This window comes from Shewanella sp. Scap07 (assembly GCF_013394145.1).
Taxonomy (GTDB): domain Bacteria; phylum Pseudomonadota; class Gammaproteobacteria; order Enterobacterales; family Shewanellaceae; genus Shewanella; species Shewanella waksmanii.
Genome location: NZ_CP041329.1, coordinates 4,385,923 through 4,401,891 on the forward strand (window position 1 = coordinate 4,385,923; position 15,969 = coordinate 4,401,891).

General features: G+C 47.7%; 10 protein-coding genes. 2 read left to right on the forward strand and 8 right to left on the reverse strand.

Annotation, left to right across the window (positions count from 1 at the left end):
• The first annotated feature begins 17 nt into the window (after positions 1-17).
• Both FLM48_RS19355 and FLM48_RS19360 read left to right on the forward strand, forming a co-directional pair.
• A complete protein-coding gene (locus FLM48_RS19355; protein WP_179025790.1) occupies positions 18-2,564 on the forward strand; it encodes an Ig-like domain-containing protein in 2,547 nt (848 codons plus the stop codon).
• Between the two features lie 150 nt (positions 2,565-2,714).
• Positions 2,715-3,116 (forward strand): hypothetical protein, encoded by a 402-nt coding sequence (locus FLM48_RS19360; RefSeq protein ID WP_179025791.1) that lies wholly within the window; start codon positions 2,715-2,717, stop codon positions 3,114-3,116.
• Positions 3,117-3,147: 31 nt separating this feature from the next.
• On the opposite strand, the gene FLM48_RS19365 is transcribed toward FLM48_RS19360, so the two are convergent.
• The 8 genes from FLM48_RS19365 to rng all read right to left on the reverse strand — a co-directional run bounded on the left by FLM48_RS19365 (position 3,148) and on the right by rng (position 15,915).
• Positions 3,148-4,278 carry an ABC transporter permease gene (locus FLM48_RS19365; RefSeq protein WP_179025792.1) on the reverse strand — a complete coding sequence of 377 codons (1,131 nt, stop codon included), beginning with the start codon at positions 4,276-4,278 and terminating at the stop codon, positions 3,148-3,150.
• The gene (locus FLM48_RS19370; RefSeq protein ID WP_179025793.1) at positions 4,275-5,435 is read right to left on the reverse strand and encodes an ABC transporter permease; all 1,161 of its coding nucleotides are present in this window, start codon (positions 5,433-5,435) and stop codon (positions 4,275-4,277) included. The genes FLM48_RS19365 and FLM48_RS19370 overlap by 4 nt, the downstream gene beginning before the upstream one ends.
• 2 nt (positions 5,436-5,437) lie before the next feature.
• A complete protein-coding gene (locus tag FLM48_RS19375) occupies positions 5,438-6,409 on the reverse strand; it encodes an HlyD family secretion protein (protein WP_179025794.1) in 972 nt (323 codons plus the stop codon).
• A complete protein-coding gene (locus FLM48_RS19380; RefSeq protein ID WP_179025795.1) occupies positions 6,409-7,803 on the reverse strand; it encodes a TolC family protein in 1,395 nt (464 codons plus the stop codon). The genes FLM48_RS19375 and FLM48_RS19380 overlap by 1 nt, the downstream gene beginning before the upstream one ends.
• A gap of 149 nt (positions 7,804-7,952) precedes the next feature.
• Complete coding sequence (gene tldD / locus FLM48_RS19385; protein ID WP_179025796.1) at positions 7,953-9,401, reverse strand: metalloprotease TldD; 1,449 nt, start codon at positions 9,399-9,401, stop codon at positions 7,953-7,955.
• A gap of 40 nt (positions 9,402-9,441) precedes the next feature.
• Positions 9,442-10,287: a carbon-nitrogen hydrolase family protein gene (locus tag FLM48_RS19390; RefSeq protein ID WP_179025797.1), complete on the reverse strand. Its 846-nt coding sequence runs from the start codon at positions 10,285-10,287 to the stop codon at positions 9,442-9,444.
• Positions 10,211-14,413 (reverse strand): YhdP family protein, encoded by a 4,203-nt coding sequence (locus FLM48_RS19395; protein ID WP_179025798.1) that lies wholly within the window; start codon positions 14,411-14,413, stop codon positions 10,211-10,213. Before FLM48_RS19395 ends, FLM48_RS19390 begins: the two co-directional genes overlap by 77 nt.
• On the reverse strand, positions 14,413-15,915 hold the full coding sequence (gene rng, locus FLM48_RS19400; RefSeq protein ID WP_037471716.1) for a ribonuclease G: 1,503 nt from the start codon (positions 15,913-15,915) through the stop codon (positions 14,413-14,415). The genes FLM48_RS19395 and rng overlap by 1 nt, the downstream gene beginning before the upstream one ends.
• Positions 15,916-15,969 lie beyond the last annotated feature (54 nt).

Sequence of the window (15,969 nt, forward strand, 5' to 3'; positions counted from 1 at the left end):
TCACAAGGATGTTGCTTATGCGACTGATAACTAAAACGCTTTTCTTGCACCTATCTCTACTAACCTTATTAATTCTCGGTGGTTGTAATGGCTCAGCCGACGGCACCGACCCTGGTGGCGGAGAAGGGGAAGAAAACTATACCTTGTCGCTTAGCTATAAGACTGTAGTCGAAGGGCAATGCGACGAGCCAACCGACAATATCAGTTTTGTTCAAGGCACTAGCATCTGTGTTGCAGCGACGCTGAAAAATAACAATAGCAACCAAAGTGGCGCACTCATTAGTTTTAGCACCACCTTAGGTGAGCTATCCCCTACCACCAAACTCACTGACAGTAGTGGTGTTGCAGAGGTCATTTTAGGTGATAGCACAGCTTCTATTGGCGCTGGAACGGTAACGGCGAGTTTCACCCCAAGCAATACAGATATCGCCACACTGACCGCCACTAAAAACTTCGAATTTATTAATAGCGGTACAGCCCCAGAACAACAACCGAAATTCAGCGCAGGCGTGGTCAATAATGGCGTTGCTGTCACTCAGTTTAAAATTGGCGAGACTGTACAACTGCAAGCACTGTTTGTTGACGCCGAAAGCATCGGTATTGCTAATCAACAAGTCACTTTTAGTGCGGGCAATGCCACTTTGTCGCCCAGCAGCACCTTAACTAACGCCCAAGGATTAGCCCAAGTTAGTTATACCCCACAAGACAGTGAACTTGGTGCAGCCAGCCTAAATGCAACACTAGACTATGAAGGCACTAACTATCAATCAAACAGCCTATATGAAGTATTGCCTAGTGATGCTATCGGCGATGATGGCGAGATAAAAATTGGCCACTTTGATAGTAACAACCAGTTTATCGACGGCGAACTAGGGACCACATTAACTGACACTAATGGTCAATATGTAATCAGTGCAGGTGGCAGTTTTGGCGTGTTTGCCGACATTATCAGTCAAGCACAAGATGGCTCAATTACTCGCCTACAAACACCCACCTCGGTGAGCTTTAGCTCTGACTGTGTTGCCAGTAACAATGCCAGTATTGATACCCCGGTAACGTCACTATCTGGTACTGCTAATTCAACATTCCAAGATACCAGCTGCAGTGGTAACAGCGAACGTGATGATATTATTGTTGCCACTACTCAGGTAGGCAACCAAACCTTGTCGGCAAGTTTAGCGTTTACGTTATCTCGCCAAACCTTAGCCAGCTTGAGTTTTATCTCGGCTGAGCCCACTAATATCCGCATTAAAGGTGCTGGAGGGACGGGTAGCAGTGAATCATCATTAGTCACCTTTATGGTCACCAGCGCCAATGGCCAACCTGCAGCTCAGCAACAAGTTAATTTTGAACTCGATACCGTGGTCGGTGGATTGTCTTTCTCAAATGGCGAACCTAGCGCATCAGGGTTAACAAATTCAGCCGGTCTTGCCAGTATTCGCGTATTAGCCGGCACCGTGCCGACACCAGTTCGCGTTGTTGCTTCTGCCACCGATGCAGATACTGGTGATATCATCACCAGCCAGTCTGAGCAATTGACAGTCAACACGGGCTTACCGCAGCAGTTAGGCTTTAGCCTCAGTAGCAGTATTCTAAACCCCGAAGCCGATAGCTATAACGGTGAAACCGCCACGCTGACGGCCTATGCTTCTGACAGCTTTGGTAACCCTGCACCCGATGACACTACAATCAACTTTACCGCTGAAGGCGGCCAAATCGTACCGAGTTGTTTAACCGTCAATGGCCGCTGTAGCGTGGAATGGACTTCAGCCGATCCAAGGGTCAACGATCATCGTATTACCGTGTTAGCTTACGCCCTTGGTCATGAAACCTTTTTTGATACCAATGGTAATAACATCTTTGATAATGCCGATGGGGCAGCGGTTGATGCCTGCCTTGATGGGACCACTATCGTAGAATGTAAAGGCAACGGTATGGATGTAGAGACCTACCGCGAAAGTGGCTTTAGTGACCTACCCGATGCCTTTAGAGACGATGATGAGAGTGGCTACCACACCGCGGGGGAAAAATTCTTTAGCACGGTTAACCCCCCAGAAGGTGGGCCTTACGGTCCACGCAATAACAAATTTAACGGTCCGCAGTGCGAGCACAGTTCATTATGCGGCACAGATCAAGAAAATAAAACCTACATCCGCAAAGCCTTAGTGATGACGATGTCTGGCTCTCACGCCAACTTTATTGTGTGGCAGGATAGCACTAAGATTATCGACACCACCGACGGCACCAATAATCCAGCCACCGCAATAGCCCCAGGCACCAGCTCAAACTTTACGGTACAGTTCTTTGATAGTGCGGGGCAAATAATGCCTGCCGACTCAAGCTTATCGGTTACAGCCAGCACGGGTACGCTCATCTTTACGCCGTTTACCGTACCCAATGCGACGCGAGCTGGGGGTAACACAACCGGCTTTACTGTGGTCAACGATATCGATCCTGGTAGCAGTGGCGAGCCGAGTAAAACCAGTACAGTTGGGATAGAAGTCATGACACCAAAAGGCAATCAATCTCAAACTGGCTTTAATGTCACCTTGACGGGTACTTAACCGCTAACGGATTTCGCAATAATCTAATACCAACCAAAGTCATACTTTGGTTGGTATTTTTTTAACTAAAACCTAGCCTTTACTCTGATTCAAATAATTTGCTATATCGTTATAATCTCGCGGTCTAAACGCAAAAATAAAGGAACTATCATGCGCTTACCGTTACTTACTACCGCTATTGCTATCACTACACTACTGACAGCTTGTGCTGCGACACCACCGCGCGTCGCCCAAGAAAAAACCGTTGAAATCGAAGGCCAAACCATCAAATTTGGTGGTCAATATGATGAAGAAAAAAATCAACTTAAACTAACGGTCAATGGCGAGCCCCTAATGCAAGGCCGCTTTCCTCCTTACACCCCCACACAGAACTTCAATGCCAAATATGGTGACATTCGCATCAAAAGTGCCTGCTACTTTGGTTCAGTGTTAGGGAATCAAGGCGGAGCGTTTGGTGCCATTGCCGGTGCGATTCAAGCGAGTAAATCATCCAGTTCCGATAAATGTGAAATTATCGTTGCTGGCGACACAGTAGAGACACTGTACTTCTAACAAGGCAACGACACGAGTGCCTAAGTAGATGTCACTGCTTATTACGAGCAGTGACTCCCCACCAACTCAGCGCTAGAAACAACCCAAATAGCCCCCATAGGTGCCACCACATTGGCATAATGCTAGACCACTCTGCGCCCATTTGATTCAGTGTTAACATGCCTTGAATCGCTGGAATGGCTGGCAATAAATCAGCGATAACCAACAAAGGTGTGGGGATAAGTTCTACTGGCCAAACAAAGCCAGACACGAATAAGATCGGCATTGAGATAAGCAGTAGCACCTGAGTCGGTAAATCTCTCCGGCTAAATAGACAACTAAACGCTATTCCTGCCGCTGCTGTAGCCAATATGAATGGCAGTAAAAATAAACAGACAGCTTGCCAACTCGCTTGTACGCTCACATCGTAGATGTAGTAACAATAGCCGACATAAAATGCACTGAACATAAAATAAATAGCGCTGAATACTGTCAGCCTGGCACTAATTAACATCCACGGCGATAAGCCTTGCCAGTAGCCTTTGCGCCCCCACTGTCCGGCCCCCAGTATGCTCGCACCAATCAATAGCGTTTGATGTAGCACTAGCAGCAACACGCCTGGCACCACATAAGGCGTATAACCCAAACTAGGGTTAAAAGCCGGCACACTGTTAAGCACAATCGGATTAAGTTGTTCGTTGACGACCGCAGCGCTTGTGCCACTAGCCAGCAAACCTTTAAATTGCACCCATTTAGCCATATCAATGCCGACACTGACTAAGCCTTCGGCAACAGCCGAGTAAATAAGAAAATAGTTAGCATCGCCACCGTAAACTAAGGTCACGCCCTTACCTTGCAGCAGATCTGCACGAAAACGCTGCGGGATAACCAGTAACCCATGGGCTTTACCAGTTTCAATCCAACGTTGTGCAGACTCAATACTGGTCACTTCGCCAACGACAGATAACTTCGGGCTGGTGTCGGCATAGCGCACCATCTTACGACTTAAGCTCGACTTGTCTAAATCCACCACCACCAACCGCTGCTCTGTGGGCACTTGGTTGAGATAAGGCAGCGGATACAATACCGAATAGAATAACACCCCGCCAAATAGGGTAATTGCAATCGCTTTGTCGGTGACAATAGCGCGAAAGTCAGCCAACATACATTGCCAGAACGTCATCGAATGCCTCCCGCTGCTGCCGGCCCAGACACACTCGACTTACGCAACCTTAGTATTAACCCTGCAGCCATAGGCAATAACAGTAAGAACCCCCAATAACCCGCTATTTGCTGCGCCAGTACAGCCCATGGCTGGCCATAACTCACGACGCCAACATGGGTATCAATATAATGGCTAGAAGGCATCAGCACGCGCCAATATTGCGCCAATGCCGGCATATCTTCAGTCGGAAAAGTGATCCCCATAAACGGGAAGCCCGGAGCAAACAGTGCAGTACAAAAACTGATCACGCGAGCACTGTCTTGCAACAGCAAAAATATCACCAGCACCAACAATCCAACTGCCGTCAACATAGCCACCTGCGCTGCCATTAGCTGCCACAGTGACCCGGCTAAAGGCAGTTGCAAATATTGATATAAAAATGCCAATACCAAATAGCCCTGCAGTAACAGTAAACTCATATTGACCAACAACTTACAGCTCAATAACTTAATCACACCCAAACGCGGCCACTCAGCCATGGTTGACCAACGTAACTCTCTATTTAAGCTATTCGCAAAAACTAGCATCGCCAACAACTGCCCTAATGCCACCAAGATTGGCGGCAATAGAAACACCACATAGTTGCTATTGCTATTGTAAAGCGCGGTGGTTTGGCTACTCAGTAGATTGATATTCACCTGCGCTTGCGGTTTAGGTACGCCCGCTGCCAGCTGTTTGAGCAAGGCTTTATGCTTTAAGCCATCGGCAAGACTCAGTTGAATTTGGCTTGATAACAACTTACCCACCAGCAAATACTGACTGTTGTAGCGAATATCGATGGTGGGTTGATCAGCTCGGAGTAGATCGCGGTTAAGGTTGTGGGGCAAAACCACCATGGCATAGGCTTGGCCCTGCTGCATGGCAGACTTGGCGGCCAGCACATCTTGATAATGCCTAGGACTGATGACAGAGCTAGCCTGTAGCTGGCGTACCAGCATACGACTGGTCTGACTTTGATCATGGTCCACGACGGCAACGGGCAACATCCGCGGGATGCCCGCACTGAACATCCACCATAAACATAATATGCCAATCAGCGGAATATAACTGAGCAAAGCCAGTTGCCATGGATCATGCCAAATACCATGGAGTTCTCGCCTGATGAGTGCCCTCATGGCTACAAGGCTAACATGGCTGACATACCCACTCTGAGCCCAGCAATGGGTTGGCTTGGGCGCAACTCCATCTCAAAAGTACGCATATCAAAATCATGGCCACTTTCAGTTGAGCGCCAAGTGGCAAATTGCCCCATGACACTAATATGGGCCACTTCAAACACCACTTGCTCACCTAAGGCGGGAATAGTGAGCTCCACTTGCTGACCTAGCTTGAAATCTTTAAGTTGATCTTCGCGCACATGGAACACCGCCCATGCATCTTGCATATCGATGATACTCACCACAGGAAAACCACTCGGTGCCAACTCTCCTCTTTGCAACAGCACTTCACTGACTTCACCAGACATTGGGGCTCGCATCTGACTATCGGCTAAAATTGCACTCACCTCATTGACAGCACCTTCCGCCATCAGGGCATTACCTGCCGCTGCGGCTTTGGTCTCTTCTCGAGCACCTTCTTCTGTCATCTGGTACATCGCGTAAGCGGCTTGCTCGGTATATTGGGCAGCTTGCCACTGCGTATACGCTTCATCACGCTTTTGACGAGCCAACACCCCTTCATTAAATAGTGCTTCAACCCGTTGATAAGTGGTTTTAGCTAAAGTCGCCGCCGCCTGAGCTTTTAGCCACTGCTCTTTAGAAGCCATAACTTGCTGTTTACGCGCGCCATTATCCGCTTCTTGCATCATTGCCTGCGCGGCATCGCGGCCGCCCTGCGCTTGCATCAGCTTTGCATTAAGCTCGGGGCTGTTAATGGCAAAAAGTAGATCGCCGCTAGAGACCTGATCACCGCGTCTCACCATCACCTGCTCCACTCGCCCTGGTACTTTTGAGGAGATGTTATACTCTCGCGCTTCAATTTGCCCCTGCAGCCGTTGCGCTTTAGGCGCCTGAGCGAGCCACATACCATAGGCTAAAATGATCACCAACAGTCCCAATGCGCCAATGGCAAGTATTCGATTTATGCGCATTAACTTTTCTCCTGTGTAAGACTGGCTCGACCTATAAACTCATCGAGTTGACCACTGACGGCCATCAATCTGGCATAAGCCTGTATATAACGATACTGCGCGGCTAACTCTTGCATACGCACCGCGCTTAACTTAAGTTCAGCATCAACCTTTTCTATCGACGTCGACAAGCCTTGGCTAAAGGCAATATCCCGCAACCGTTTGTTCTCAGTCGCCAGCTCCATCGATAGTTGTAGGGAATTCACTTCTTCTTGAGCTTGTAACAGCTGACGATAGCTTTGTTCAACGAGCAGGCTCAAGTCCTGCTGAGTTTGTGCCTTGGTGTAGCGCGCCTGCAGCAATGCGCTTTTAGCGGCCTCCACTTTGCCACTGCGACCATCACGGCTCAGTAGTGGCACTTTGACTCCGACCCCTACCATCCAGTCCGGCTCCATCTTGGCGAACAAGCTATCATCTTCATACAGGGTGTAGTTACCGTACAAAAACACGGTGGGGTGATATTGGCCCTGCTCTAAGGTCACTAGCCCTTGCGCTTGAGCCTCTTTGGCCTCCAATAATTTTAATGCCGGGTGCTGAGATAAGGTTAACGATGTGAGCTGTGAGATTGCCGGTGGATTAGCTAACATAAACAGTTGTGACTGGGTGACAACATCTCGTTCGTGCAGCATTTTAGCCAAGGCAATTTGAGCCATCTCGAGCTGGCGGGTCGCGCTGGTGTAATCCACTTTGGCATTCTCTAACGCCACTTGGGCATTCAAACGTTCAACTTTTGCTATTTGGCCTTGCTGCTCGAGTTTTTCAGCATGAGAAGCATGCTTTGTGAGCGACTCAACCAGCTGGCCACGAGTATCAACTAAGGCCTGACTGACGGCCACGGCATAATAGCGATCCACTAGCTGGACAAACAAATCCCGTGTCGACAACTCGTGCTCATGCTCTTTTTCAGCCACATGAGCGGCTTTTATGCCCTGCGCCGCAGTAATCTTGCCGCCGGTATAAATTGGCCACATAGCTTGCAAGCTTGAGCGAAACACATCTTGTTCGGTAAACGGGGTAATAAATAGCGATCCTGGAATGGCACCTATGGCACCACCAAGGGCTGGCGGTAAGGCACTGGGATCTAACGAAGCAATGGGGTTAAGGTCGCGCAAATCCAATTCGAGGGGCTTTTCAAGCCGAGTGTAGCTGCCATTAAGACTTAAGGAGGGCATGTTGAGGTCATCAGCTGCGTGCTTTTCAGCTTCCGCCCGATGCACCTCTTGCACGCTCGCTTGCAGCTTATCACTGACTTGTAACAGCTGCTGCCAAGCCGCCGCAAAAGGGTAGTCTTTTGCTTGAACACTAGAAACACTAAAGGCCAACAATGGCCAAATTATCCATCTTGTATACTTCATTAGCACCTCTAGAGCCTTTACTCTAATTCCTTTTGGGCATGGTATCACTATTCACACGACGTGCGAAGTGATATTCACAGACCACATATGGCATGTCGTCTGTGCAATACTAATCGGTATAATTGATTGAAGTTACATAGTTTTAATGCCTAAGCAGTACCACCAACTGTCAAGCTATCCAACTTCAAGCTTGGCTGACCCACGCCAACAGGCACGCTTTGGCCATCCTTACCACACACACCGACACCTTTATCTAATGCTAGATCATTACCGACCATTGAAATCTGCCCCATCGCTTCTGGACCATTACCAATTAAGGTCGCACCTTTAATCGCTTGGGTAATTTCGCCCTTTTCGATCAAGTAAGCCTCTGACGCAGAAAATACAAATTTACCTGAGGTAATATCAACCTGACCACCGCCAAAATTAGGGGCGTAAATGCCCTTTTCTACTGACTTGATCATTTCGGCAGGATCAGACTCCCCCGCTTCCATGTAGGTATTGGTCATCCTTGGCATCGGCAAATGCGCATATGATTCACGGCGACCGTTACCTGTTGACTGCTCACCCATCAGACGTGCATTCAATTTATCTTGCATGTAGCCCTTGAGGATACCGTCTTCTATCAATACCGTCTTTTGAGTTTGTACACCCTCGTCATCAATACTTAAAGAGCCGCGACGGTTAGCCATAGTACCGTCATCAACAACGGTCACTAATGGTGAGGCCACTTGTTGGCCAACTTTACCACTAAAGGCACTACTGCCTTTACGGTTGAAGTCACCCTCTAAACCATGGCCTACCGCTTCATGCAGCAATACACCTGGCCAGCCCGCACCGAGCACCACCGGCATTTCACCGGCAGGGGCGTCAATAGCAGTTAGATTAACTGAGGCCTGACGAACGGCTTCTCTAGCAAAAGCAAAGCAGCTAGGAAGATTAAACTCGTCATCTTCAAAAAACACTTCGTAACCGTGGCGTCCGCCGCCACCGGCTGCACCGCGTTCACGCTTTCCATTATGCTCAAGCACTACCGAGCAGTTAAAACGCACCAATGGACGAATATCAGCAGCAAGCGTGCCATCACTGGCAACCACTAAAATCTCTTCATGTACACCAGATAAGCTAATCACAACTTGGATAATGCGCTCATCTAAAGATTGAACATAAGCATATGCTTGTTGTAATAACGCGATTTTACGCACTTCTTCCATCGCGGCGATAGGATCGGCACTGCTATATAAACTGTGTTGTGCTGTACGTTTGAAGGCTTGAACTTGCTTATCGCTACCAAGATTAGCAATACCTCTTGCGGCTTCAACCGAGGCTAACAACGATGCTGGACTAATTTCATCGGCATAAGCAAAACCTGTCTTTTCGCCACTAATAGCGCGCACACCAACACCACGCTCAATATGAAAGCTGCCCTCTTTAACAATGCCGTCTTCCAACATCCAAGATTCGTGTCTGCTGCCTTGAAAATACAGATCTGAAAAATCAACTTGGTGCTGATGGGTACGCTTTAAGTAATCAGGTAACTGCTCAATACTTAAGCCGTCTTGCAGTAGGCTTTGCTCTACTTGATTTAAAAATGGCATTCAATCTCTCTCTTTTCGTTGTTGCACTTAGGCAAGCAAACTATGCATTCGCATCGCTATCTAATAGTTGTGGAGCAACAAATCGGTTATGACCTTGCACCGGCATTTTCTGTTTTAATTCGATATTGGCACTTAAATCAACATCAGCTGATACCCAGCCAGTCCCTTGAGCTTTCTCGGCCAATATCGTTCCCCAAGGATCAACCAACATAGATTGCCCCCAGGTTTCTCTTGAGCCTTCATTGTGTTGACCCCATTGCGCAGCGGCAGCAATGAAGCACTGATTTTCAATAGCACGAGCTTGCAATAACACTTGCCAATGTGCCGCGCCAGTCACTTTAGTAAATGCAGCAGGTAAAGCAATAATATCCGCGCCTGCCAGCGCCATGGCTCTAAATAGTTCGGCAAAGCGTAAATCATAACAGATGGCAATGCCCACTTTACCAAATGGCGTATCTATCACACTGATACGATCACCCGGACAGAAGGTGTCACTTTCGCGATACTGCCGGGTGCCATCGGCCACATCAACATCAAATAGATGCATTTTGTCATAATGCCCTAATGTGTCGCCTTGGGGTCCAAACAGATAACTGCGACTATACAGGCGTCCATCATCGGCAGTAATGGGAATCGTACCCGCGACCATGGTCACCGAAAATTCCTTTGCCAATGCTGCAAGCGCCTGCTGTAATTCACTGGCATCATGCTCTGCGGCAATGGCTAGCTGATGACGTTCATGACCACCAAATAACAATGCACACTCAGGTAACACCACTAAGTGTGACCGGCTATCTACCGTTAACAGCTCAAGCTGCGACTTGATAAACGCCAAGTTGCTGCTGACGTCGCGACTGCTTTGGCACTGAAGTAGACTGACTTTCATCTTGCTGCTCCGCAGAAACCGCCGGCTCGGGTTTTTCAAGCTCTGGCTCTGTTGTTTTAGGTACTATAGGCACCACCTTATCATCAAACTGTGGCATAGCCTCTATTTGTTGCTGAGGTAACTCAACCCCTGAGGCAGGTTGTTCAATGCCTGCTGCTTGCTCATCGGCTAACTGGGTCGCCGTTTGCTCACCCACCTCAGCCGCAGGCTCGGCACTGCTGCTTGGCTCCCGCGGTAATACAGACTCAGGGATCTCAATTTCTTTGCTCTTACGCTCAAGTTCTTCAAGCTTAGGTTCTGACATCGTGCCCGTTAAACGGAAGCGAATTTCTGAGATCACTTCAATCACTGGTTCTAATACCTTAGTCAAGGCAAACGCCCCTAAACCAAGTGTCCAACCACCGGTACTGAGCAAGACCACCGTCGGCACACTGGAGCCCAACTGAGGCGCAAATCGAATATCATAATTGAGTGATTCGGTCATCAGATCAGTATAACCACGCACGCGCATGGTGCCGGCAACGGCATTCATTTGAGTATCAGTGGTTTTAATCACCCCTTTATCAATATCTAAGGTACCGGAAAAGTCATTAAAATAAAGGCCTTTGCCAAATACATCTGAAAAGTCTAACGACAAGCGTCTCAGCAAAGAATCTAGACTAAACAGCGAAAATATTCGGGCGCCTTTATCGCTCACTTCTGACAAATGCCCCTTACCTAAATCAAACACGATTTGGCCATCTAACGTGGGCAGCGAGAAAGCATACGGTGCACCTTGCCAGCCTAAGGTTGCTTGTACATCAACCGGCGCTTCTTTCAAACCAGGGTCGATGCCTAAACGTTCTGACAGTACATCAAATTTGTCTGCTGTTAGTGCTAGATTAAACTCAGTTCGGTTCTGGCCGTCGGCCAGTGTCCACGTCCCATCACCCCTTAATTGACTGTCATCGGTAGTGATAGATAAGGTTTGAATGCGGTAATTCTCTCCTTCAGGCGTACCCTGCAAAACTAAGTGACCCAGCGGTTTGCCATACATAGAAAACTCATCAACATCAGCGGCTAACGGCGGCATGTTTTGCATCACAGTATTATGCTCATAGACACGATTTTCAGCTGTTTTAGTTACCGGAGCCACGTCAAAGCGTTTAGCTACAATCTTTAGCCCCTGAGTATTCCAGTCAGGATAGAAATCAATTCGCCCTTCAAACTCGTCAGCCTGACCATCAAAACGCCACGCATTGACTGTTGGAGTCGCATTGAATACCAAGTGTGTAAATGGCTGCCCCATCAAATCTAGCTGACCGATTTCTGCATCAATGGCCAATAATGGCGGGAAGAATGATCGGCGTTCGCGCATCAATTCATGGCTAAGTAAGTCATCCACGGCCGCATTGGGGATGTTGCTGCTTTGGGTAGTAAAAGCATTGATAATTGGTAGCCAGGCATCAAAATTGGCCTGTTTAAGATCGAGTTGTAGCCGGCCTTTATCGCGACTGAGTTGATCGCCTGGCTTGAAGGGCCGGCCAAGTAAGATATCGAAATGGGACAAGTGATTGCCTGAGACTTCATCAAAGCCACCCCAAAATTCCATCTGATCGCTAAGGCGGATCCCTAACGATGATTGTTTGTTGTCACCAATGAGCTCAGCGGTCAACTTTCTGGGAGTCTCCACTGACTTATAAAATTCACCAGGTAAACGTAATTCGGTCCCCACTAAGTCACTGCTGACTTGGGCTTGAATTCGGTAGCCGGTTTGGTCAAAAATCAGCGTCATTGCCCCGTCAAAGTCAAACTCACCTTGGTAATAGGGGCTTAATGGGTTGGCAAGCACTTCAGGCAACTTGTCCACCTGCCATGCACCATTCAGGTCCAGGTTTAATCCATAGTTTTTATTGACCCTTTCAGTATCAAAAGTCAGGCTAACCGGTTGATCATACAGTAATGCTGAAATCTTCTCGCCCGTCACCACTTCATTGACAAAATCCACTCGACCAGTGACAGCATCTAATTGCACACCGGGCTCACTGATATAAACAGGCGTATTGTCGAAATTTACGCTGCCTTTAATCAGCTCATCCGCCCCGTCATACAGCGGAATACTTAAATCGAGTTCGCCTTCAATATCACCTTGAATTTGTACGACTTGTAATGTGGCGCCAACATTATCCTTTAGGGGCGATTGCAACAAGACTTGAGTGGCGGCCTCTCCTGAGGTGGACAGGTCGGCTTTCACCGCTAACATGGATTCATGGTTCATCAAGGGAATGCCCACATAAGTCCCTGCGGCTGACACGTCCATCAGTTGCCCTTGCTTGACCCACAAATCCATTGCAGCATTTTCAAATAGCGCATCCAAAGTTAATCCTGTTACAGCAGGCCACTGTGGCTGGAACTTAAATTCCGCCTGTTGCAATGTAAAGCCCGCTTGAAAGATACCTTGCTGCTGACTATAAGGAAATTCACTGAATGCGCCACGCCAAATGACTTTTGCATCATCAGTATAGCCAGCAATTAGCGCGCCATTAAGATAACCAACTAACGCGTCGCTCATCCCTTTTAGCGGGTAATAACGTCCAGCATTGGCAGCATTTTTAATACTGACATCGGCGAGCAAATTAAGGTAGGCACTGTCTTGTAAATCCAATTTTGCGGCAATCGCGAACTTAATGTCATTATTCTCTAAATGTAAGTTTGGTGCGATTAACGATTGGCCGTCGATATCATATTCGAGTGTTGTCGCCTGACTGTCGAACACTAGCGGCGCGATAAAGCCATCGCCAAAATCAAGCTGTAACTCTTGCTCGGGCAGTTCCACAATCAAACGTTCAGTGTTGGCTGTGACATTAACATCAAACATCTCAAGACCCGGCACCGAACCAAACTGGTTCCAACTCAAGGCTTTCGCATTCAAGCTTAATGCTAAAGGACTATTGGGCCTGTGCTGAATATGGATTTGCTGTAGCTGACCTGTTGGGGCGGCGCTTTGCCATGACTCTAGGCCCGCTAAGGGCATGGATGGCACCAATGGCAAGAGCGGCAATAAACCGTTCAAGTTGAGTTTATTGAGCACAAAGTCATTACCGATATCGCTATGACTGAGGCTAAAATCGAGGTCCGGCCAAGCTTCATTATTGGTCGCAAAAGCTAAATCTTTACTGCGAATTTGCCAGCCACTTTCATCTGGTAAGTAATGAACGCTACCGGCTTGAATTTCAAATCTCTGTGGCTGCTCATTTAGGTGCCACTGTAACCAACTGGGTTGAAACGCGACCATTGCCGAATCTATGTGGCGACCAGCTAACGTTAACCAAGCTTCTAAATTAACCACACCTTCGAGCTCAAGAGTACGCTGATTATCATAAGGGTCGGTTTGACGTGATGCCCACTCTCCAAGGTCTAAAGAGTTTGCCGCCAAGTAAATCTGACCCGTTAAGCTATCGGGTTGGTAACCGCTACCCGCGATATCAATGTCTAAAGATAGCTGCTCAACACTCACAGCTTCTTTGTCCAAATATACTTCGCCGCGACCTTGATGACGGCCATCGCTATTTAGCCAGCGCAAGTTTCTAATATGAATAGGTCGAAAGTCATGATGTTCGCTCAGCAGTTGTAAACTGGCATCTGATATCGCGAACCGATCTAACTGCTCAAGCAGCAAGGCGTACAGCCAGTCAATATTAGTACTCGGCTGGCTATCGCTATTAGTCCGCGAAGATTGGGGGCTGGAATTAGAGTTAAGCTGGTCTATGTCTAAAGCAACATGCACGCCATCAAAAATCACCGTCTCAATTTGCGGTTGAGTGGTGAGCAGTGTTTGCCAAAAATCGAGCTTAATATGCACATTGTCAATGACTGCCGTAACCGGTATTCGCTCTTGATAAGGAATCACCATGCGCTTCATGGTTAATGCCGGGCCGTAGGCCTGCCATTCTGCCGCTAACTTGTCTAACTGAATCTCTATTTGGTATTGCTGCTCAATATAACTAATGACCTCATAGCGCACATCATCAAGCTTAGGCAGCAAGCCACGGATAAGGCTAACGACCAGAGCAAACAGGACGAGGATAATTGCTAAGGTTTGCCAACAAAGTCGGCCAAACTTTTTTGGACAAAAATTCAATGGCACTACATTATTACCACATCAAAACGATTTTGAGCATACATAGGTTCGTTTTGTAATCGGACTCGTTTGCCAATATACACACCTAGCTCTGCCACTAAATGGCTTTCTTCACCCGTTAAACTGTGGTGCACGGCTGGCGAACAGTAGACTAAAAACTCATCGGCATCATAGGCACGATTAAGGCGAATCACTTCACGGAAGATCTCATAAGAAACCGTTTCTACCGTCTTCAGACTCCCCGTACCTAAACATGAAGGACACTCGCCACATAACACATGCTCCAAACTTTCACGGGTGCGCTTGCGAGTCATCTCAACTAACCCTAGGCCAGAAAACCCACTGATATTGGTTTTCACTCTATCGGTAGATAATGCTGCTTCTAAGCTAGTTAATACCCGGCGCTTATGTTCCTCATCAATCATATCAATAAAATCAATAATGATGATGCCGCCTAAATTACGCAGCCGTAACTGACGGGCAATGGCTTGAGTCGCTTCAAGGTTGGTATTAAAGATGGTTTCTTCAAGATTGCGATGACCCACAAATGCGCCAGTATTAATGTCGACTGTGGTCATTGCTTCAGTCTGGTCGATAATCAAATAACCACCAGATTTGAGCTCAACTTTGCGCCCTAATGCCCGCTGAACTTCATTTTCAACATCATAAAGATCAAAAATAGGAACAGGGCCTGAGTAATGTTCAATCTTTTCAGCAATTTCAGGCATAAACTCTTGAGAGAACTGCACGAGTTCCTCATAGGTTTGCCCTGAATCAACCTGTATTTGATCGAGTTCAGTGCCGACAAAGTCACGCACTATGCGCACTGGCAAGGCCAAATCTTGATATAACAGCGCCACTCCAGGACGTTTACGGCGCTCACTGACTTTCGCCCAGACACGACGTAAAAATGCCGCATCTTGCACTAACTCTTGTTCACCGGCGCTTTCAGCGGCGGTACGAATAATAAAGCCACCATCTTCGTCGACAAAAGGCTCAGTTAACCCTTTTAAACGCGCTCGAATTTCTTCCGACTCAATTCGCTGTGACACCCCAACATGGCTAGAGCCTGGCATAAACACTAAGTAGCGTGACGGTAAGGTAATATCAGTCGTTAAGCGTGCGCCTTTGGTGCCCAGCGGATCCTTAACCACTTGCACCATAATATCTTGGCCTTGGCGCACTAGCTCAGCAATGTCGCGCACCACAAAATTGCCTTTCTCTACATCCGCCACACATTCAGTATGCGGCACGATATCTGAAGCATGTAAGAAAGCGGCTTTATCTAGGCCGATATCAACAAAAGCTGCCTGCATCCCTGGTAATACACGGCTGACTTTGCCTTTATAGATATTACCTACAATACCGCGTTTCATGCGGCGTTCAATATGCACTTCTTGCAATACGCCATGCTCTACCAACGCGACTCTCGCCTCGGTAGGTGTCACGTTAATGAGCAGCTCTGAACCGATTTTCTTCTGGACTTTATTTTTTATAAACTGGCTCATGATCTTCACTCACTTGCAAAAAGATTAAACACATCACCGCACAAAGCAGCGCCC

Excerpts from the sequence above, each read along its gene's own strand:
- FLM48_RS19355 (WP_179025790.1), top strand. The coding sequence starts at position 18 with ATGCGACTGATAACTAAAACGCTTTTCTTGCACCTATCTCTACTAACC.
- FLM48_RS19360 (WP_179025791.1), top strand. The coding sequence starts at position 2,715 with ATGCGCTTACCGTTACTTACTACCGCTATTGCTATCACTACACTACTG.
- FLM48_RS19365 (WP_179025792.1), bottom strand. The coding sequence starts at position 4,278 with ATGACGTTCTGGCAATGTATGTTGGCTGACTTTCGCGCTATTGTCACC.
- FLM48_RS19370 (WP_179025793.1), bottom strand. The coding sequence starts at position 5,435 with ATGAGGGCACTCATCAGGCGAGAACTCCATGGTATTTGGCATGATCCA.
- FLM48_RS19375 (WP_179025794.1), bottom strand. The coding sequence starts at position 6,409 with ATGCGCATAAATCGAATACTTGCCATTGGCGCATTGGGACTGTTGGTG.
- FLM48_RS19380 (WP_179025795.1), bottom strand. The coding sequence starts at position 7,803 with ATGAAGTATACAAGATGGATAATTTGGCCATTGTTGGCCTTTAGTGTT.
- tldD (WP_179025796.1), bottom strand. The coding sequence starts at position 9,401 with ATGCCATTTTTAAATCAAGTAGAGCAAAGCCTACTGCAAGACGGCTTA.
- FLM48_RS19390 (WP_179025797.1), bottom strand. The coding sequence starts at position 10,287 with ATGAAAGTCAGTCTACTTCAGTGCCAAAGCAGTCGCGACGTCAGCAGC.
- rng (WP_037471716.1), bottom strand. The coding sequence starts at position 15,915 with ATGAGCCAGTTTATAAAAAATAAAGTCCAGAAGAAAATCGGTTCAGAG.